Raw genomic sequence first — 20200 nt, 5'->3', positions numbered from 1 at the left:
AACGTATGCTAATTGAGTTAACAATCAAAAACTTTGCTATCATAGATGAGCTAACAATCTCCTTTGAAAAGGGGTTAACGGTCTTAACAGGTGAAACAGGTGCGGGTAAGTCAATAATTATTGATGCGATCGGTTTGTTAACAGGGGGAAGAGGTTCCTCAGAATTTGTCCGTTACGGAACAAATAGAGCTGAAATGGAAGGGCTTTTTACTGTTGAATCGACTAATCCATGTATAATAAAAGTAAATGAATTAGGTATTGAAACCGAAGAGGGAATGCTCATTCTTAGACGTGATATTTCAGCTAATGGAAAGAGTATTTGTCGTGTGAATGGAAAGCTTGTGACTTTAGCAATACTTCGTGAAATTGGACAAGCGCTAGTTGATATTCATGGTCAGCATGAACATCAATCAATTATGCAGCCAGAGAGACATCTCTCTATGCTAGATAGCTTTGCGAAAGATTCACTAATGCCGACGTTAACAGAGTATCACCATTTATATAAAAAGTATCAACAGTTAGATAAACAAGTAAAGCAAATGACCGATAACGAACAGGCACTAGCTCATCGTCTTGATTTAATTCAGTATCAGTTAAAGGAAATTGAAAATGCTGATTTAATACCTAATGAAGATGAGCTTTTATCTGAAGAAAAATATAAATTAGCAAACAGCGAAAAATTATATAAAACCCTTCATGATTCATACTATAGTCTTTATGGAGACGGCAAAGGTTTAGATTGGTTAAGCTTAGCTATGAATCATATGGAGGAGGCAGCTTCAATTGATAAAGAATTAAGTGAAATGCAGGAAACGATTAGCAATTGTTTTTATCTACTAGAAGAAGCTTCCTTTTCTATGAGGGATCGATTTGAACAATTAGAATTTGACCCGAATCGATTAAATTTTATCGAGACTAGATTAAATGAAATCAATCAGTTGAAACGAAAATACGGTGAAAATGTTGCTGAGATAATGGAGTATGCAGCGAAGATAGAAGAGGAAATTGATTCACTACTTAATAAGGATGACCGAATTCAAAAGCTTGAAGCTGAACTTGAGGCAACAATTCTCGATATGTTAGTTGAAGCAAAGGCATTAACTAAGATAAGAGTTCGAGAAGCTCAGGAATTATCAGATCAAATCCATAAACAGCTAAGAGCACTATATATGGAGAAAACTCAATTTCAAATTGAGTTCAAAGAGAAAAAACATTCCTCCAAAGCCCGTACTATTGATGGTGCACCTATAACATTTTACGATAACGGTATTGATTCTGTTGAGTTTTTGTTATCGACAAATCCAGGAGAACCGTTAAAACCCCTTTCAAAAGTAGCCTCAGGTGGGGAGATTTCTAGAATTATGCTAGCGATGAAGACAATTTTCTCAAATCATCAAGGTGTGACTTCATTAATATTTGACGAGGTAGATACTGGAGTAAGTGGACGTGTAGCACAGGCAATCGCTGAAAAAATTCATCATATTTCTGTAGGGTCACAAGTGTTATGTATTACGCATCTCCCACAAGTAGCAGCAATGGCAGACACTCATTTATATATTTCTAAACAAGAATTAGGTGATAGAGTGTTAACAAGTGTAGTACCATTAACAAAAGAGAAGTGCATAGATGAAGTAGCTCGTATGATTTCTGGTGTAGAAGTTACACAACTAACTAAACAACATGCTCAGGAACTACTTGACTTAGCAGATAAAATAAAAAACAATTCTTGAAAAGCTTGCCAAACGTGGTGAGCTTTTTTATTTTGAACTTGTTATAAATGTTCTAAAACAAGGCAACATTAGTAGTACAGCGAAATTGGAGGTGTGGGTAAGGAGCGAGGAGAGTGAAGTGATTGAAAGGCGATACAATTAGAAAAATTATAGGTGTAATTCTCCTTGTTAGTTTATTCAGTATTGGATTTTACAAACCTGTTCAACAAATGGTAACTCTTCCCGATGAATTGGTCCTTTATGAAGGTGAGATAGGAGAACTACAAGCTTCGAAAGCTGAATTTGGTCCTTTAACAGCAACTCCAGCAAATGAAGATATGCTCGTTTTTAATATGATGGAGGAGCATGAACTAGAGGATACAATGGCATTTACAGCCGAAAAGCAAGGTGATACTAACGTGACACTTGAAGTCGGTAGTTTTCCAGTCAAAAAGGTAAATGTAAACGTTATCGAAGGGGTTAAAGTCATTCCAGGTGGTCAATCCATAGGCGTTAAGCTAAATACTGATGGTGTGCTAGTTGTTGGTCATCACCTTGTACACACAGAGGAAGGTGACAAATCACCAGGTGAAATAGCAGGTATTGAGGTAGGAGATATGATTACAAAAATGAATGGTAAAGCTATTTCTAAAATGAACCAGGTGGCTAGTATTGTTCAAGAAGCGGGAGATAAAGGTGAACCAATAGATATTGAAGTCAAACGAGAGAAAGAAACCTTATCAAAACAGCTAACCCCACTTAAAGCAAAAGGTGAAAGTTCTTACCGTTTAGGATTATATATTCGCGATTCAGCAGCAGGTGTTGGGACACTTACGTTTTATGAACCAGAATCAAAGAAATACGGCGCATTAGGTCATGTTATCTCTGATATGGATACACAAAAACCAATTGTTGTACATGATGGACATATTATTGAGTCATCTGTAACGTCAATCGAAAAAGGTAGTAATGGGGATCCAGGAGAAAAGTTAGCAAGCTTTTCTGACCAAAGGAGCATTATTGGGACAATAACAAAAAACAGTCCGTTTGGAATCTTTGGAGAAATTACAGCTAGAAGTTTAAAAAATAATATTCATGACAAAGCATTACCTGTAGTCCCAGCAAATCAAGTTAAAGAAGGACCCGCAAAGATTTTAACAGTTGTTGAGGACGAAGAAGTGCAAGAATTTGATATTGAAATTGTAAATTCTGTACCGCAAAAATTTCCTGCAACGAAAGGCCTTGTCATTAAAGTAACCGACCCAAAATTACTAGATGCAACAGGTGGTATCGTTCAAGGAATGAGTGGTAGCCCTATTATTCAAGATGGGAAAGTGATTGGAGCAGTAACTCACGTATTCGTAAACGATCCAACAAGTGGATACGGTTGTCACATTGAATGGATGCTGCAAGAAGCAGGCGTAGAACTTAATAAAGATGGCAAAGCAAAGGCGAGTTAATCTCACCTTTGCTTTTTAATTGAAAAAATGTAGAAAAAATCGAAAAAACGGTAATTTCAAGCTCTAAAGATATCCGACAAAGAATAGTTTTCTTGTGGTATGATAATAGGGGACATAAAGACTTAATAATTGACATATTGATAATTAGAACGACATAATCATGCCTTTAAAGAATATTCGACAAAAGAATTTATAATATATAATATAATAATCGAAAATAGTCGAATTTAACATTATATCTTATTTCGCGTTAAGAAAACAAGTTTTTTTTAATTTATTTTTAAAATAAAAAGGAAAAGATGGTTGATTGTCGAATTTGTAGGTTAGTGAAAAATTTAGAGATACGAGGAGGACATCACGTGCAAAAGGTAAGAGTATGTATTGCGGACGATAATCGTGAATTAGTTAACTTATTAAATGAGTATATTTCGGCTCAGGAGGACATGGAAGTAGTAGGTCTTGCCTACAATGGTCAAGAATGCTTAAACATAGTTGAAGAAAATGAGCCTGATGTATTAATTCTTGATATAATTATGCCTCACTTAGATGGATTAGCTGTTTTAGAAAAGCTACATCAAACAGGGTTAAAGAAAAATACAAATATTATTATGCTAACTGCTTTTGGTCAAGAGGATGTAACAAAGAAAGCGGTTGATTTAGGTGCGTCCTACTATATTTTAAAGCCTTTTGATATGGATACATTAATGAACAATATTCGTGAAGTAAGTGGTCAAAAGCGCACTTTTATACAAAAAACAGTAAGCTATCAACAGTCCTTTGTGAAAAGGGATGAAAATGTCTTTAATTTAGATGCGAGCATCACAAATATTATTCATGAAATTGGTGTTCCAGCACATATTAAAGGTTATATGTACTTACGTGAAGCAATTACGATGGTATATAATGACATCGAGTTATTAGGCTCAATTACTAAAGTGCTTTATCCAGATATCGCGAAGAAATTTAACACAACAGCAAGTCGTGTTGAACGTGCAATTCGTCATGCGATTGAGGTAGCCTGGAGTCGCGGAAACATCGATTCAATTTCAAGTCTATTTGGATATACAGTATCAGTGTCAAAAGCGAAGCCGACAAATTCAGAGTTTATTGCGATGGTCGCTGATAAATTACGCATCGAACATAAAGTTAGTTAAATAATAAAAATAATTATCAGCATCTATAACTAATATTAATTTATTATAGTAAGGGAGCTTCTCAAAAGATCAAAGTTGGATCTTTTGAGAAGCTTCTTTTTTATGGCTAGGAAATTAAAAAATACTTAAGCTATGGATAATTGAAAGCTTATTCAAAGTCAGTTAGTTGTGTTTTTCGATATACCGGCGAAATTCATTAACTAAATAGTCTGTCCCGACACTTAGTGGTATGACTTGTTCAATTTGTTCATTTTCTGGATTATATGTTATTCGAAAATCCTTGCTGTTGTAATTTGCTGTGTAAATTTCACGATTATTAATCGTTTCAATATGCGTAAACATTCTTTCACCTCTTTGTATAGAAAGTATTATTAGTTTTCCTTTGTTCCCTATTTTTATGCGATTTGCTCACTTGTTGGTTGAAATAAGAATTATTTGCTCATACTAACGGAAAACAGTGAGACTGGGAGATGAGGTATATGGTAGTTTTTTTAATAGAGGACATTGCCTATCAAGGGAATAAAACAAAAGAGTTAGTTAAGAGAATTCCACCTCGGTCCATTGTAGTTTTATCCCATGAGGACATCGACTCAACGGCTGCTGATGATTTGAAGAATTGTAAAGTGAAGGCAATTATAAATATAAAAAAGTCAATGACTGGTCACTATGTACATAATGGTGTGAGAACATTATTAGAAAACAGGATACCAGTTTTTGATGTAGAAAAATTTTATCGTCATGACATCAGTCTTGAAAGAGAAACCGTTCGTATTTCAAATAACGATTTATATATATCGGATAATAATCAATTTATTAAAGTAGCAAAGCTCTCTCGCTATGATTTTAAACGAGTGAATCAACTAGACCGTGTTGCTAAATTGCATTTGCCTGAGCAATTTGAGCAATTTATCGAGAATTCATTTCAGTATGGGAAAAAAGAATTATCCCTGTTTGCAAAAGGACAGTTAGTAGAAGGGATTTTCCAACTCTGTTCAAATAAGGAGGTATTGATAGTTACTCGTGGTGATAAGTATGAAAAAGATATTCAGGCAATTAAATCATGGGTGAAGAAGGAGAAGCCAATAATTATTGCAGTAGATGGTGGAGCAGATGGATTATTAAAATATGGGCTTACACCTACAATCATTATTGGTGACATGGATTCTGTAAGTGAAAAGGCATTAGCTACTGGAGCAAAGCTCGTTGTTCATTCCTATTTGAATGGAGTAGCCCCTGGAGCAAAACGTCTTGAGAGTTTGAATTTAAATTATGACAGCAAATCTTTTGTAGGAACAAGCGAGGATGTTGCTACTATTTTTTCTTATTGGGCACAAGCGAAGCATATATATACGATTGGCAGTCATACAAGCATGGTTGACTTTTTAGAAAAAGGTAGAAAAGGAATGGGTTCTAGCATATTAGTTAGAATTCAAGCGGGGCATACTATTACTGATTTAAGAGGAATTCATAAACTTAATAAGTTAGAAGAAAAGAATCGGTTGCCGTTTCTGCCTTCTGTTTCAGCGGTGGCTCTTACATTCGCGATGTTTAATGAAAAATGCAAACTCCTACTATCGCTAGTATGGTTTTCATTGAATGGAGGGTGAGAATGTTACAATTTAATATGAAATTAAAAGCTTATTTTCTATTGTTTATCACCTTTTTTGGAGGGACTCTATTTGGGTTCATGTTAGACAAGGGCTGGGTATCTGATCAACAGCTGACATATATACAATCGGTAAAAATGGAAAAGGATCGTTTGGAAAATGAAAACCAACAATGGTTATCCTATGTGTCGGATGAGTTAAAGAGAATTGATATCTATCTAACGGAGGACGTACACGATTCAAATATTAAAACTTGGCTCAATCATATTGGTGTAGAAGCAAAACAGTTTGATACGATGGAGACGCTTCTAGAAAAAGAAGGCTTTTTAATAACGGTCGGACAGGAATTAGATAGTGAGTACGATTTACCTCAACTAGTTATAGATGCAGTACCAGATGATATATATTCAGCCCAGCAATTTTATCTTTCATTACTACGGATAAAAGGAGAGAATTTCAGTGACGAAGGTTAGTGTCGTAATACCAGCTTACAATGAAGAAGGTTATCTCGGTCAAACATTAGCAGCATTGAGACAAGAGCATTGGTATGATCAATTAATCGTAGTGAATGATGGTAGTACAGACAGAACAGGAAAAATTGCTGACCAGTATAGTGATATGACCGTCCATGTACACAGTAATGTAGGAAAGGGACGAGCGTTACAAGAGGGATGGAAAAAGGCTGAAGGTGATATTATTGTCATGCTCGATGCAGATTTGGGTCCATCAATTACAGAGGCTAAGAAACTTTTAGAGCCTCTTCAATATCCGTTCTTTGATTGTGTAATTGGTCGACTACCGAGTGGTAGAAAAAAAGGTTTGGGGTTAATGAAAAAAAGAGTTCAACGATTGGTATTAAAAAGAACAGGGACATGGTTAACATCTCCATTATCAGGACAACGTGCAATACGTAAAAAATGGATACCATTTTTGCTAGAGAAAAACTATTTTCGATTCGGTGTTGAGACAGAAATGACGATTGATTTATTAGAAGAAGGGGCTACAATAGTTGAAGTTGATACAAATATGTATCATAGAGAAACTGGGAAAGATTTAAAGGGTTTCTTACATCGAGGAATACAGTGGATTGAAATGGAGAGGTCGTTAAGGAGGATTTCTGAGTGAATTCCTTTTTTCTATCTCTAATAATTGCAGTTGTTAGCATCGGGTGTTATAAATTCTTTATAAAAAATGGGTGGACAACGACTAATTTTGAGGGGAAGCAAATACCCTATAATCTTGGTGTAATAATTATAGTAGCTTTTTTCTTACCAGGTGTACTATTTTACTCGAATGAAATACTCACATTGCAGAGTGTAATTTATGTTACTTTGATTTGGTTTAGTGGCTTTATTGATGACCGTTACGGAGATAAAGCATCAAAAGGCTTTCGTGGTCATATATTGGTATTACTACACGAACGGAAAATTAGTACAGGCATTGTAAAGATTATTGTAACGGGTATGGCGTCTTTATTCTTCGTTGTTCTTACTTCAGCAGTTTTTAATCTAGAGGCAGTTCGAATACTTTTGTTATTACTGCTTTTACCTCATATATTCAATCTATTTGATACGAGACCTTTGCGAGCATCAAAAGTAGGTCTATTATACGTAGCGAGCTTACTTCCTTTTTTAACAATAGTTGAACCAATTTCATTCATTTATTTTATTGTTGTATGTAGTGTTATCTTTGTCTTTGAAGGAAGGAAACTAGCGATGTTAGGGGATAATGGAGCAACGACAATAGGTGCTATTTTAGCGGTAATTACTATAGTTCATGGTTCACCACTTCATCAATGGTTGACAATAACTATAAGTTTTTTCTTAACATTACTTGCGGAAAAGGTATCTTTTTCAAAAGTCATTGCACGTTCTACATTTCTCAGTAGAATTGATCGACTTGGGACGAATGAATAAAAAAGACAAAGCGACTATGTTCTAGTCGCTTCGTCTTTTGGCTTTTGAAAACGTGGAGCAATTTTATTATTTTTACGATCTCGATGAAAAATAAATCCACCTATGAAGGCTACACCTAAAATTGTAAGAATTAGTCCTGATATAAATTGTAATGATAGAAATGGGAATGGTTGATGTAATATTTGAAAAACCGTGTCTCGCATAAGCTTTATGCCATAACCAGCGATAACTGCTGGAATAACTAAAATTAAAAGTGCAATAAACCGTTGTAAAGTCATATTCACTTATCCTTTCTGCCTAAAAACAAGGTTGTAAGTATATTTAGTATTTTTAAATCGATATTTTCTTTATATTTTACATGATAAATGGGTGTCTGTCCAAGTAATCAGTTGCAAGTTTGTGATATTTGCGTAATAGTAAGGGGTGAGGTGAATGGTTGTGAAGAAGGTAGTGATTATTGGTGCTGGGAAAGGTGGCACGTCGTTACTAACGATGCTGAAGGAATTAGAGATGATCGAAGTTATTGCGGTCGCTGATATTAACCCGGAGGCAATTGGCTTATCTGTGGCAAGGGATTATGGAATTAAAACAAGTCTTAATTGGAAAGAAGTTATTTCTAGCTCTGTGGATGTTGTAGTGGAGGCAACTGGAAATGATGCACTTGTCGAAGAGTTACATAATACATGCGATATGAATACATCAATCATTCCTAGCTCTGTAGCGAATGTCATATTTAATTTAATAGAAGAAAAAGAAAATTTGATAAGAGAAATGGAGAATTATGCCTCAATAAAAGAAACGATATTAAACTCTACTTCAGATGGCATGGTGGCAATTGATAATAATAGTATCGTGACACTTTTTAACCGGGCAGCGGAACGGATGTCTGACAAAAGAGCTTATGAGGCATTAGGAAAACCAATTTCTGAAGTTCTCCCTTCAAGTCTTCTACCGCGAGTTTTAAAGTCTGGAGTAGAAGAAAGAAACCAGGAGCAGGTGCTTGATAGCGGGACAAGTATCATTACAACTAGAGTTCCAATGCTTGAAGGTAACACCCAAATTGGTGCACTAGCTGTTTTTAAAGATATTACCGAAATACAAGCAATGGCAGAGCAAGTAACAAATTTAAAAAGCATACAAACAATGTTAGAGGCTATTATCAAGTCTTCCGACGATGCCATTTCAGTAGTGGATGAAAATGGAAATGGAATTATGATTAATCCAGCCTATACTAGGTTGACGGGATTATCTCCTGAAGAGGTAATTGGTAAACCTGCAACAGCTGATATTTATGAGGGAGATAGTATGCATTTACATGTATTAAAAACTAAAAAGCCGGTTCGTAGTGTACGAATGAAGGTAGGACCAAAACGTAAAGATGTCGTTGTTAATGTAGCCCCTGTTATTGTAGATGGCAAGATTAAAGGAAGTGTCGGTGTCGTTCATGATATGTCGGAAATTAAACAGGTGACCGAGGAGTTAGCGAGAGCTAGACAGATCATTCGTACATTAGAAGCGAAATACTCATTTGATGATATTATTGGACAATCTGATGAAATTAAGCTTGCAATCGAACAGGCAAAGGTCGCAGCAGGTACACCCGTTACTATATTATTACGTGGAGAGTCTGGGACGGGTAAAGAGTTATTTGCTCATGCGATACATAACGAAAGTGATCGGAAGTACAATAAATTTATTCGAGTGAATTGTGCTGCTATATCAGAGTCTCTGCTTGAAAGTGAGCTTTTTGGTTATGAAGAAGGAGCCTTTTCAGGTGCCAAGCGTGGCGGAAAAAGAGGTCTATTTGAAGAAGCGAATAAGGGTAGTATATTTTTGGATGAACTTGGTGAACTCTCTGCAAACACTCAAGCGAAGTTGTTACGAGTATTACAGGAAAAAGAAATCGTTCGAGTGGGTGGAACAAAAGCAATTTCTGTGGATGTGAGAGTCATAGCGGCAACGAATGTAAATTTAGAAAAAGGTATAAGTGAAAACACTTTTAGGGAAGATTTATATTATAGATTGAATAAGATGCCAATACATATACCACCACTCCGTGAAAGAAAAGAAGATTTACAGAACTTATCTGTTTACTTAATTCAGAAGATTAATCAAGATTTTGGACGCAATATTGAGAGTATTGATAATGAGGCATTAGAAAAGCTAAAAAAATATGACTGGCCTGGAAATGTTCGTGAACTTGAAAATGTACTAGCTAGAGCAATTATTTATATGCACTACGGGGAGCAAGTAATAAAAAAGAGTCATATCCCTCACTTACAATCGGATGAAGCGGGTGTAGAAATTTTTCCTAAGCAAGAGGTCATAGCTGAGACCTCATTATCTTTAATGGTGGAGCAATTTGAAAAAGAAAAGATCATTGAAGCACTTAACCAATGTAATGGAAACAAAACAGCTGTGGCGAAAAAACTGCAAATTTCTGTTCGTAATTTATACTATAAAATGGAAAAATATAAAATTGACAAAAGTAACATGCAGTAATTTTCATAGTATGAAAAATATTGCATGTGGTTTTATTCAAAGAACAGTAAAATAAAGCGCTTTCACGAAATTAAAAGTTGGCACGGTTCTTGCATAATAGATAAGTGAGTAAAGGTGAGTGTCTTGCTCATTTTTAATAAGTCATCTAGGAGGAATAGAAATGGAATTATTTAAATACATGGAGAACTACGACTATGAACAGGTAGTCGTTTGCCAAGATAAACAATCAGGTTTAAAAGCAATCATTGCTATTCACGATACAACGTTAGGTCCTGCATTAGGTGGTACTAGAATGTGGATGTATGAGTCAGAAGAAGCTGCTTTTGAAGATGCACTACGTTTAGCCAAAGGAATGACTTATAAAAATGCAGCAGCAGGGCTTAACCTTGGTGGCGGGAAAACAGTAATTATTGGTGATCCTCGTAAGGATAAAAACGAAGAAATGTTTAGAGCATTTGGACGTTATATCCAAGGGTTAAATGGTCGGTATATTACAGCTGAGGACGTTGGTACAACGGTTGCTGACATGGATCTAATTCATGACGAAACTGATTATGTAACAGGGATTTCCCCGGCATTTGGTTCTTCTGGAAACCCATCTCCAGTTACTGCATATGGTGTGTACGTTGGTATGAAAGCTGCAGCGAAGGAAGCATTTGGTACAGATTCTCTTGAAGGTAAAACGATTGCTGTTCAAGGCGTAGGGAATGTTGCCTACAATCTTTGTCGTCACCTTCACGAAGAAGGGGCTTCATTAATTGTAACGGATATTAATAAAGAAGCTGTTGAAAGAGTCGTAAATGAATTTAATGCAAAAGCAGTAGATATTAATGATATTTATAGCGTAGAATGTGACATTTTCGCTCCTTGTGCCTTAGGTGCAATTATTAATGATGATACGATTCCTAAAATTAAGGCGAAAGTCATTGCTGGTGCAGCAAATAATCAATTAAGAGAAAACCGTCACGGAGATAGAATTCATGAAATGGGCATTGTGTATGCGCCAGACTATGTAATTAATGCAGGTGGAGTAATCAATGTGGCTGATGAGCTTTATGGCTACAATAGTGAACGTGCATTGAAAAAGGTTGAAGGTATTTACGATAACATAGAGAAAGTTCTTGAGATTTCTAAGAGAGATAAGGTTCCAACGTATTTAGCAGCAGACAGAATGGCAGAAGAAAGAATAGAACGTATGCGTAGATCGCGTAAGCAATTCTTACAAAATGGTCACCATATTTTAAGTCGTAGATAAGGGATTACCTATAGGCAGTAGTAGCTTAATTGCCTATAGGACTGTCTTTTCGTAGTGGTATATATATTTCAAAAATGAAGCTTACATAGATTTACTTTAGAGTTAAAAGGAAGTAACATTTTAAAGTGGTATATTTAAAATAAAAATTTATAAAGGTAAAGCAACTAGAGGAGGAATTTAAGATGTCACAAGAATACGATCTTGTCATACTAGGTGGAGGAACAGGTGGCTATGTAGCTGCAATTAGAGCATCACAATTAGGATTAAAGGTAGCTGTTGTTGAAAAGGAAAAATTAGGAGGTACGTGTCTACACAAAGGGTGTATTCCTAGTAAGGCTTTACTTAGAAGTGCGGAAGTCTATGCAACGACAAAGCGTTCTGAAGAATTTGGTGTGACTACAGGTGAAGTTTCGTTTAACTTTATCAAAGTACAAGAGCGTAAGCAAAAAATCATTGACCAATTACATAAAGGTGTCGAACACCTTATGAAGAAAGGAAAAATTGACGTATATGAAGGAATTGGTCGTATTTTAGGGCCGTCAATTTTTTCACCTACTCCAGGGACAATTTCTGTTGAAATGAACAATGGAGAAGAAAATCAAATGTTAATTCCGAAAAACGTTATTATTGCTACAGGTTCAAAACCGCGTTCATTACCAGGTTTAACAATTGATGGAACAAATGTTTTATCTTCTGATGAAGCTCTTAAGCTAGAGGAATTACCTGAGTCAATCATCATTGTTGGTGGAGGGGTAATTGGAATTGAGTGGGCTTCAATGCTGGCAGATTTTGGTGTAAAGGTAACTGTTCTAGAGTATGGTAAACACATTATTCCAACAGAAGATGAAGAAATTTCAAAAGAAGCGAGACGTCTATTAAAGCGTAAGGGCGTTAAAATACAAACAGGTGTACAAGTAAAAGGAGATTCACTTGTTGCTAGTGCTGAAGGCGTATCAATTAAGGCAGAGAAAAACGGTGAAGAGTTAGAATTCACTGCAGAAAAAATGCTAGTTTCGGTTGGGCGCTCTGCAAATATTGATGGTATTGGTTTAGAGAACACAGATATCGTTGTGGATAAAGGTGTTATTGAAACAAATGAGTTTTATCAAACAAAAGAAAGTCACATCTATGCAATTGGTGATGTTATCGGTGGTATGCAATTAGCTCACGTTGCGTCACATGAAGGTATCGTTGCAGTAGAGCATTTATCAAATAATAACCCAGAGCCAATTGACTATACACTTATCTCTACTTGTATCTATAGCCATCCAGAGATTGCAAGCGTTGGACTATCAGAAAAAGAAGCAATTGAAAAAGGTTATGAAGTGAAAACAGGTAAATTCAATTTTAAAGGAATTGGTAAAGCACTTGTTTATGGTGAATCAGATGGTTTTGTTAAGTTTGTTGTGGATAAGAAAACAGATGATTTATTAGGCGTTCATATGATTGGGCCTCACGTAACAGATATGATTAGTGAAGCTGCAATTGCAAAGGTACTAGATGCAGCCAATTGGGAAGTGGCTCATACAATTCACCCACATCCAACTTTATCAGAGGTAATGGGAGAAGCAGCATTGGCTGTTGATGGGAAAGCAATACATTCATAGAATATAAGTGATTCTAAAAAGCCCATGTCTATTGAAACCTTAAACAACGTTTTCTAGGTTTTATTATATAAAAGGAGGCATTCCTATGACAGAAAACCGACATCAGGCACTTGGTTTATCCGACGACACGGTTATGAATATGTTTGAAACAATGCTACTAGCGAGAAAAATTGATGAGCGTATGTGGCTATTAAATCGTGCAGGAAAAATACCATTTGTGATTTCTTGTCAGGGGCAAGAAGCTGCTCAAGTAGGTGCAGCATTTGCTTTAGATACTGAGAAAGACTATATTTTACCATATTATCGTGATATGGGAGTTGTTCTTACTTTTGGTATGACTGCACGTGAATTAATGCTATCTGCATTTGCGAAAGCAGAAGATCCAAACTCAGGTGGAAGACAAATGCCCGGACATTTCGGACAAAAGAAAAATAGAATTGTTACTGGTTCTTCTCCTGTTACAACTCAAGTACCTCATGCGGTTGGAATTGCGTTGGCAGGAAAGATGGAAGGAAAAGACTTAGTGACCTTTACAACGTTTGGTGAAGGATCTTCTAACCAAGGGGACTTCCATGAGGGGGCAAACTTTGCAGGGGTTCATAAGCTTCCAGTAATTTTCATGTGTGAGAACAATAAATATGCAATTTCTGTACCGATTGAGAAGCAATTAGCTTGTGAAAAGGTTTCTGACCGTGCGATTGGATACGGTATGCCTGGTGTAACAGTAGATGGTAACGACCCATTGGCAGTCTATGAGGCAGTTAAAGAAGCGGCAGACCGTGGACGAAGAGGAGAAGGACCATCATTGGTTGAAACAGTATCTTATCGTTTAACACCTCACTCAAGTGATGATGATGATAGGGCGTATCGTTCTCAAGAAGAAGTAGCTGAAGCGAAGAAGAAAGATGCTATCTTTACTTTTGCTACGTATTTACGTGATGTTGGTTTATTAACTGAAGAACTAGAAAAAGAAATGAATGATAGAATTGCAAAAATCGTAAACGAAGCTACAGAGTATGCTGAGAATGCGCCTTACGAAAAACCGGAACATGCATTAAAGCATGTATATGCCGAGTAACGGGGAGGGAACTAAATGGCAATTATTTCATATATAGAAGCTGTTACGTTAGCATTACGTGAAGAGATGGAACGGGACCAGAAAGTATTTGTATTAGGTGAAGACGTTGGAGCACGCGGAGGTGTTTTCCGTGCGACAAACGGATTATATGAACAGTTTGGGGAAGACCGAGTGATGGATACACCATTAGCGGAATCTGCAATTGTCGGGGTTGGAGTTGGTGCTGCTATGTACGGAATGCGTCCAGTAGCTGAGATTCAATTTGCCGATTTTATTATGCCAGCAGTGAACCAAATTGTCAGTGAAGCAGCGCGTATCCGCTACCGTTCAAATAATGATTGGAGTTGTCCGATGGTTATTCGTGCTCCTTATGGCGGTGGTGTACATGGTGCACTTTACCATTCACAATCTGTTGAAGCGATGTTCTCAGGTGTTCCGGGCTTGAAAATTGTTATGCCTTCTACCCCTTATGACGTTAAAGGATTATTAAAGGCAGCAATACGAGACGAAGATCCAGTTCTTTTCTTTGAGCACAAACGAGCGTACCGTTTAATTAAAGGAGAAGTACCAGAAGATGATTATACTCTTCCAATTGGAAAGGCCGATGTGAAGCGTGAAGGTGATGACATTACGGTGATTACCTATGGTTTAGCAGTACATTTTGCTTTACAAGCAGCAGAAAAACTTGAAAAAGATGGAGTTTCTGTTCATGTATTAGACCTTCGTACAATATATCCGCTAGACCAAGAAAGTATCATAGAAGCGGCTAAAAAGACAGGTAAAGTTCTATTAATTACGGAAGACAATAAGGAAGGTAGCATCATAAGTGAAGTTTCAGCAATTATTAGTGAGAACTGTCTTTTTGATTTAGATGCGCCAATTCGAAGACTCGCAGGTCCAGATGTACCGGCAATGCCATACGCTCCAACTATGGAAAAGTATTTTATGATTAATCCAGATAAAGTTGAGAAGGCAATGCGTGATCTAGCAGAATTTTAATAATAGAGGTTGTTTTAAACAACCTCTAAAAGGAGGTCGACAAATGGCAACAGAAATTACAATGCCCCAGCTTGGTGAAAGTGTCACAGAAGGTACGATTACGAAGTGGCTAGTGAAACCAGGCGATAAAGTAAATAAATACGATCCAATAGCAGAAGTAATGACTGACAAAGTAAATGCTGAGGTACCTTCCTCTTATACAGGGACAATTAAAGAACTACTAACTGAGGAAGATGAAACAGTAGAAGTTGGTAGGGTCATTTGTACGATTGAAGTAGAAGGTGGGGCAGTCGAGGAAAAATCAGCTCCTTCTAGTGAAGCAAGTCCACCTGCACAGAAGAGTGACGTACAGCCGGATAACTCAGAGAAGGCTCGTTACTCTCCAGCTGTTTTACGTTTAGCACAAGAAAATGATATTGACCTTACTCAAGTAAATGGTTCTGGTAAAGGTGGAAGAATCACTAGAAAGGATTTATTAAAAATCATTAATAGTGGTGAAATACCTGTAGCACCAAGCACTCCTATTACAAAACAGACAGAGTCAGTTGAAGGGCAATCACAACCAACAGCATCACCCAAAGTAGAAAAAGCTCCTAATCAGCAGGCAATAGATATCCCTGTAAGTGTAGGTGATACAGAAATACCTGTATCAGGTGTGCGTAAAGCAATTGCTGCTAATATGGTGAAAAGTAAACATGAGGCTCCACATGCATGGATGATGATTGAAGTGGATGTAACAAACCTTGTGAACTATCGTAATAGTATTAAGAACGAATTTAAAGCCCGTGAAGGGTATAATTTAACGTTCTTACCGTTCTTCCTTAAAGCAACGGTTGAAGCGCTAAAAGAATACCCTCAAATGAATTCTATGTGGGCAGGAGATAAGATTATTCAAAAGAAAGACATCAATATGTCTGTTGCCGTAGCAACTGATGATGCCCTATTTGTACCTGTGATTAAACATGCAGATGAAAAAAATATCAAAGGAATTGCTCGAGAAATAAACGATATTGCTGCAAAAGTTCGTACTGGTAAAATTTCTAGCAAAGAGATGCAAGGTGGAACGTTTACGATTAATAATACAGGTTCGTTTGGATCAATATTATCAACGCCAATTATCAACCATCCACAAGCAGCTATTTTATCGATTGAATCCATCGTGAAACGCCCTGTCGTTTTAGAAAATGACGCAATCGGAATCCGTAGCATGGTAAATCTATGCTTATCACTAGACCACCGAGTATTAGATGGATTAGTGTGTGGAAAGTTCCTAGCAAAAGTAAAAGAAAAACTTGAATCTATTTCTAACGAAAATACATCAGTTTATTAATAACTTAAAGAGAGGAACTTTCTACAATGGAAAGTTTCTCTCTTTTTCGTTTGGAACGGTAATTAATTGTTAATTGTAAATGGTTAATGAATAATTGAATTTAAAATTGCAAATGGCGAATGGCAAATTAAAATCATTTGAAGTTCTAGCAAAGCTAGAACGAGCTCTTGCTAATTGTCGCGGCTGATTTATCAGCCGCGCAATTAGCAATTAGCAATTAGCAATTAGCAATTAGCAATTAGCAATTAGCAATTAGCAATTAGCAATTAGCAATTAGCAATTAGCAATTAGCAATTCATAATTCATAACTCATAATTCATAATTAATAATTCCTCCCCCCTCTGGTTATCCTACAAATGACTGATCGACAGAAAGGATGATATAAGTATGATTTTGAAAAACAGTCGTTTATATTTCGTTGGATTGGCTTGTTTAGTTGGTTTTTTAGTTTCTTTTGCTCAGATGCCAGTACATGCAGAGGAATCGATTGTTAAAGAAGAATGTAATTGTAGTTCTGGCCATGACCTAAGTTATACTTCGGAGATTATTGATATACATATGACAATGTATTATCAATTATTAGCTGAAAAATATGCACCTGAGTTAGTTGCTGAGTGGAATGAAATACAAAAGGAAAGAGATATGCTAGAGAAGAAGATTACTGAACTTGAAAAGACAGGTGCGCTTCTACATGGTAAAAAGGTAGGGGAAGATTGGTATAAGAGTCATGCGGAATTACAAACTAATTTTGCAAAAGCTATAAAAGAGTATGATGAAAAAGAAATAAAAAAAATGATACCAAAACTTTTTGACCAACATAAAGAATTAAATAAGCTGTATAAAAAGCGAATTCAAATGGCTAAATAGGAATATATTTATAGGAACTGGGGTATGTCGAGTCGGCAAGCCTCAGTTTTTGTATGTTTTTGAGGATAAAATAAAAGCGATCTTTATTTACAAATCGTAATAATTACGATATAATTCGTAATTGTTAATAAGAACTATTACGAAAGGGGAATACATACAATGAAAATTAAAGCAAGTCTTTTTGCCATTATGCTTGTACTTTCAACATTTTTAGCAGCATGTGGTGGTCAAGAAGAAGTACAAGAAGACACAAGTGCACATGAAATAGAGGAGGTAGAGGCGCTAGAGTTATTTACCACAATCTTTCCATTAGAAGATTTTGCAAACAAAATTGGTGGGGAATTTGTTAATGTAACGAATCTTGTTCCCGTTGGAGCAGATGCACATACGTTTGAACCAACTGCGAGAGAAATGATAGAAGTAGCAGAAGGGGATATATTCATTTACAATGGTGCTGGAATGGAAGGTTTTGCAGATGCTCTAATTGAAACCATTTCCAATGAAGATGTCCTTATAGTTAAAGCCACAGAAGGAATCGAGTTAATTGACTACGACCATGACCATGGACATGACCACGACGACCATGGACACGAGCATGACGACCACGGACATGACCACGATGACCATGGACACGAGCATGACGACCACGGTCATGACCACGATGATCATGGACACGAGCATGACGACCACGGACATGATCACGATGATCATGGACACGAGCATGACGACCACGGACATGATCACGATGATCATGGACACGAGCATGACGACCACGGACATGATCACGATGATCATGGACACGAGCATGACGACCACGGACATGATCACGATGATCATGGACACGAGCATGACGACCACGGACATGATCACGATGACCATCACCATCATCATGGCGACGAGGATCCACATGTTTGGTTAGACCCTATTCTATCTATTCAATTAGCGGAAAACGTTAAGAATGCTTTAGTGCAGTTAATGCCTGAACAGCAGGAGTTCTTTGAAGCTAATTTTAAAGATGTAAAAGCTGAGCTTGAAGCAATCGATGTGGAGTTCCGTACAATGGTTGAAGAAGTAGAAAATAATACATTTATTGTTTCTCATGCAGGCTTTGGTTATTGGGCTGAACGTTATGGGTTGTATCAAATTGGAATTGCTGGATTATCACCAACAAATGAGCCAACACAAAAGCAATTGCAAGATATCATACATTTAGCTGAAGAAAATGGGATACAACATATTTTATTTGAGCAAAACATAACTCCAAAGGTGGCGGAAGTTGTTCAAGACGAAATTGGAGCAGAAGCATTGTATATTCATAATTTAGAGGCATTGGTACAACAAGACATTGATAATAATGAAGATTATTTCAGTTTAATGAGAAAGAATATCGAATCATTACGTATTGCTCTACAATAATAAAATGTTAAAACGGGGTAGCCTTAAATTGGCTATCCCGTTTAATATTTAAATGTTCAAGTATTATTATTTGGTTATCCACATAGGTTTGGGTACAATAGGGATAAAGAGAGTGATTTAATATTTTAAAATTTAATCCAGAGGTGATAGATATGCAATTTAATTTTTTTAATGATGTGGTAGAACAAGCAAGACAGGATATGCAAAATGCTGGCTACAAAGAGTTAAAAACAGTGGAAGATGTAGAACAAACACTAGAGGGAGAAGGTACGACGTTAGTCATGATAAATTCTGTTTGTGGATGTGCTGGTGGAATTGCTCGTCCTGCAGCTGCGTACATGGTGAATTATGAAGTGAAGCCAGATCAATTTGTTACTGTTTTTGCTGGACAAGATAAAGAAGCGACAGAGAAGGCTCGTACTTATTTTGAAGGATATCCACCGTCTTCACCATCTTTTGCTTTGTTGAAGGATGGCAAGATTCAAATGATGGTGCAACGACATGAAATTGAAGGACATGAGCCAATTCAAGTTGTACAGAAGCTAGAGGAAGCTTTTGACACGCATTGTTCTTCCTAAAACTGATTTATTTTGCTATAATATGTCCGAACAAGAAAAGGATGGTGTCGTAATGCAAGAGTTGTATGCAAAGATTCAAGAATACTTAAACATGGATGAAGAAATTTCATTCAAAGAATTTAGTGAATACTATAAAAAAGTAATAGATAATCTTGGAGCTGACCATGAAAGCTTTGAAGAGGATGACGTATGGAAGGCTTTATTCATTATTGAAAGCATTATGTCAAATGCTGAAAGTAGAGAGAAAGAGCAAAAAGGTTCAGAAGCTAAGAAATACAAGAAGATGGCTGAAAGATGTCAACTATGGGCTAAAAACTTTACAGCTCGTTTAGCTAACTTAGGTTATACAGAAGAAGACATTAACGAGCGCTTCGAGCAAATGTTTGAAGAAGGTCCTGTAAAAGCTTAATTAATAAGCAATAGCATAGTAATCTGTAACCAAGTTAAAGGGTATTCTTTTAACTTGGTTTACAGTGAACGACCTTATGTTCATTTCATTATATATTGACTTTGTACTTTAACTATAATATAATGATAAAGTCGCAATAAACTACAATGCGTCCATAGTGAAATGGATATCACACGAGATTTCGGCTCTCGTATTCTGGGTTCGAATCCTGGTGGGCGCGCCATTTATTTTACATACCACGACTTAGGAGTATATACTCTTAAGTCTTTTTTTGTTTATTTTTTGCCTGTCTGACTACTGTCTATAAAAAATA

The 20200-nt window shown here is 36.5% G+C and carries 19 protein-coding genes and 1 tRNA gene; 18 read left to right on the top strand and 2 right to left on the bottom strand.

The annotated features are described in order from the left end of the window. Nucleotides 1-5: 5 nt before the first annotated feature. The 3 genes from recN to spo0A all read left to right on the top strand — a co-directional run bounded on the left by recN (nt 6) and on the right by spo0A (nt 4323). Entirely contained in the window at nt 6-1730 is a 1725-nt protein-coding gene (gene recN / locus CD003_RS11120; protein ID WP_096201188.1) for a DNA repair protein RecN, read from the top strand. Between the two features lie 122 nt (nt 1731-1852). Then, nucleotides 1853-3169 carry a SpoIVB peptidase gene (gene spoIVB, locus CD003_RS11115; RefSeq protein WP_096201187.1) on the top strand — a complete coding sequence of 439 codons (1317 nt, stop codon included), beginning with the start codon at nt 1853-1855 and terminating at the stop codon, nt 3167-3169. A gap of 359 nt (nt 3170-3528) precedes the next feature. Further along, on the top strand, nt 3529-4323 hold the full coding sequence (gene spo0A / locus CD003_RS11110) for a sporulation transcription factor Spo0A (RefSeq protein WP_096201186.1): 795 nt from the start codon (nt 3529-3531) through the stop codon (nt 4321-4323). A 162-nt stretch (nt 4324-4485) separates the two neighbouring features. Here the strand turns inward: spo0A and CD003_RS11105 are convergent, their stop codons facing one another. Further along, nucleotides 4486-4665, bottom strand: coding sequence for a hypothetical protein (locus CD003_RS11105; protein ID WP_096201185.1), 180 nt, complete (start codon nt 4663-4665; stop codon nt 4486-4488). Between the two features lie 137 nt (nt 4666-4802). Here CD003_RS11105 and steA point away from each other — a divergent pair, with 137 nt between their 5' ends. Genes steA through CD003_RS11085 form a run of 4 tightly spaced genes read left to right on the top strand, consistent with a single transcriptional unit; the run spans nt 4803 to nt 7846 of the window. Continuing rightward, a complete protein-coding gene (gene steA / locus CD003_RS11100; protein ID WP_096201184.1) occupies nt 4803-5930 on the top strand; it encodes a putative cytokinetic ring protein SteA in 1128 nt (375 codons plus the stop codon). A gap of 2 nt (nt 5931-5932) precedes the next feature. Continuing rightward, nucleotides 5933-6403, top strand: a complete 471-nt coding sequence (locus CD003_RS11095) for a hypothetical protein (RefSeq protein ID WP_096201183.1) — start codon at nt 5933-5935, stop codon at nt 6401-6403. Further along, on the top strand, nt 6390-7055 hold the full coding sequence (locus CD003_RS11090; protein ID WP_096201182.1) for a glycosyltransferase family 2 protein: 666 nt from the start codon (nt 6390-6392) through the stop codon (nt 7053-7055). The genes CD003_RS11095 and CD003_RS11090 overlap by 14 nt, the downstream gene beginning before the upstream one ends. Next, nucleotides 7052-7846, top strand: coding sequence for a hypothetical protein (locus CD003_RS11085; protein ID WP_096201181.1), 795 nt, complete (start codon nt 7052-7054; stop codon nt 7844-7846). The genes CD003_RS11090 and CD003_RS11085 overlap by 4 nt, the downstream gene beginning before the upstream one ends. 14 nt (nt 7847-7860) lie before the next feature. Here CD003_RS11085 and CD003_RS11080 read toward each other — a convergent pair whose 3' ends face one another. Next, complete coding sequence (locus CD003_RS11080; protein WP_096201180.1) at nt 7861-8124, bottom strand: DUF2627 domain-containing protein; 264 nt, start codon at nt 8122-8124, stop codon at nt 7861-7863. A gap of 160 nt (nt 8125-8284) precedes the next feature. Here CD003_RS11080 and CD003_RS11075 point away from each other — a divergent pair, with 160 nt between their 5' ends. From CD003_RS11075 to CD003_RS11025, 11 genes are all read left to right on the top strand, one after another. Beyond that, nucleotides 8285-10348: a sigma-54 interaction domain-containing protein gene (locus CD003_RS11075; protein WP_096202331.1), complete on the top strand. Its 2064-nt coding sequence runs from the start codon at nt 8285-8287 to the stop codon at nt 10346-10348. A gap of 160 nt (nt 10349-10508) precedes the next feature. Further along, a complete protein-coding gene (bcd, locus tag CD003_RS11070) occupies nt 10509-11603 on the top strand; it encodes a branched-chain amino acid dehydrogenase (protein WP_096201179.1) in 1095 nt (364 codons plus the stop codon). Between the two features lie 182 nt (nt 11604-11785). Next, nucleotides 11786-13210, top strand: coding sequence for a dihydrolipoyl dehydrogenase (lpdA, locus tag CD003_RS11065; RefSeq protein WP_096201178.1), 1425 nt, complete (start codon nt 11786-11788; stop codon nt 13208-13210). Between the two features lie 85 nt (nt 13211-13295). Next, nucleotides 13296-14288 carry a thiamine pyrophosphate-dependent dehydrogenase E1 component subunit alpha gene (locus tag CD003_RS11060; protein WP_096201177.1) on the top strand — a complete coding sequence of 331 codons (993 nt, stop codon included), beginning with the start codon at nt 13296-13298 and terminating at the stop codon, nt 14286-14288. 15 nt (nt 14289-14303) lie between these two features. After that, a complete protein-coding gene (locus CD003_RS11055; RefSeq protein ID WP_096201176.1) occupies nt 14304-15287 on the top strand; it encodes an alpha-ketoacid dehydrogenase subunit beta in 984 nt (327 codons plus the stop codon). Between the two features lie 43 nt (nt 15288-15330). Beyond that, nucleotides 15331-16617 (top strand): dihydrolipoamide acetyltransferase family protein, encoded by a 1287-nt coding sequence (locus tag CD003_RS11050; RefSeq protein WP_096201175.1) that lies wholly within the window; start codon nt 15331-15333, stop codon nt 16615-16617. A 387-nt stretch (nt 16618-17004) separates the two neighbouring features. Then, on the top strand, nt 17005-17484 hold the full coding sequence (locus CD003_RS11045) for a hypothetical protein (RefSeq protein WP_096201174.1): 480 nt from the start codon (nt 17005-17007) through the stop codon (nt 17482-17484). Nucleotides 17485-17643: 159 nt separating this feature from the next. Continuing rightward, complete coding sequence (locus CD003_RS11040) at nt 17644-18900, top strand: metal ABC transporter solute-binding protein, Zn/Mn family (protein ID WP_096201173.1); 1257 nt, start codon at nt 17644-17646, stop codon at nt 18898-18900. 152 nt (nt 18901-19052) lie between these two features. Next, entirely contained in the window at nt 19053-19478 is a 426-nt protein-coding gene (locus tag CD003_RS11035) for a BrxA/BrxB family bacilliredoxin (protein WP_096201172.1), read from the top strand. Between the two features lie 52 nt (nt 19479-19530). Beyond that, on the top strand, nt 19531-19887 hold the full coding sequence (locus CD003_RS11030; protein ID WP_096202330.1) for a hypothetical protein: 357 nt from the start codon (nt 19531-19533) through the stop codon (nt 19885-19887). Nucleotides 19888-20035: 148 nt separating this feature from the next. After that, a tRNA-Arg gene (locus CD003_RS11025) sits at nt 20036-20110 on the top strand. Nucleotides 20111-20200 lie beyond the last annotated feature (90 nt).

It is taken from the genome of Bacillus sp. FJAT-45350 (assembly GCF_002335805.1).
In the GTDB taxonomy this organism is placed as follows: Bacteria; Bacillota; Bacilli; order Bacillales; family NISU01; genus FJAT-45350.
Note: the sequence above shows the minus strand (reverse complement) of the source record. Positions and strands in the feature narration are given on the sequence as shown.

What these genes read in the sequence shown, in the direction of transcription:
- CD003_RS11040 (WP_096201173.1), top strand. Translation starts at nt 17,644, where the DNA reads ATGAAAATTAAAGCAAGTCTTTTTGCCATTATGCTTGTACTTTCAACA.
- bcd (WP_096201179.1), top strand. Translation starts at nt 10,509, where the DNA reads ATGGAATTATTTAAATACATGGAGAACTACGACTATGAACAGGTAGTC.
- CD003_RS11060 (WP_096201177.1), top strand. Translation starts at nt 13,296, where the DNA reads ATGACAGAAAACCGACATCAGGCACTTGGTTTATCCGACGACACGGTT.
- recN (WP_096201188.1), top strand. Translation starts at nt 6, where the DNA reads ATGCTAATTGAGTTAACAATCAAAAACTTTGCTATCATAGATGAGCTA.
- CD003_RS11080 (WP_096201180.1), bottom strand. Translation starts at nt 8,124, where the DNA reads ATGACTTTACAACGGTTTATTGCACTTTTAATTTTAGTTATTCCAGCA.
- CD003_RS11095 (WP_096201183.1), top strand. Translation starts at nt 5,933, where the DNA reads ATGTTACAATTTAATATGAAATTAAAAGCTTATTTTCTATTGTTTATC.
- CD003_RS11055 (WP_096201176.1), top strand. Translation starts at nt 14,304, where the DNA reads ATGGCAATTATTTCATATATAGAAGCTGTTACGTTAGCATTACGTGAA.
- CD003_RS11035 (WP_096201172.1), top strand. Translation starts at nt 19,053, where the DNA reads ATGCAATTTAATTTTTTTAATGATGTGGTAGAACAAGCAAGACAGGAT.
- CD003_RS11105 (WP_096201185.1), bottom strand. Translation starts at nt 4,665, where the DNA reads ATGTTTACGCATATTGAAACGATTAATAATCGTGAAATTTACACAGCA.
- CD003_RS11050 (WP_096201175.1), top strand. Translation starts at nt 15,331, where the DNA reads ATGGCAACAGAAATTACAATGCCCCAGCTTGGTGAAAGTGTCACAGAA.
- lpdA (WP_096201178.1), top strand. Translation starts at nt 11,786, where the DNA reads ATGTCACAAGAATACGATCTTGTCATACTAGGTGGAGGAACAGGTGGC.
- CD003_RS11030 (WP_096202330.1), top strand. Translation starts at nt 19,531, where the DNA reads ATGCAAGAGTTGTATGCAAAGATTCAAGAATACTTAAACATGGATGAA.
- steA (WP_096201184.1), top strand. Translation starts at nt 4,803, where the DNA reads ATGGTAGTTTTTTTAATAGAGGACATTGCCTATCAAGGGAATAAAACA.
- CD003_RS11045 (WP_096201174.1), top strand. Translation starts at nt 17,005, where the DNA reads ATGATTTTGAAAAACAGTCGTTTATATTTCGTTGGATTGGCTTGTTTA.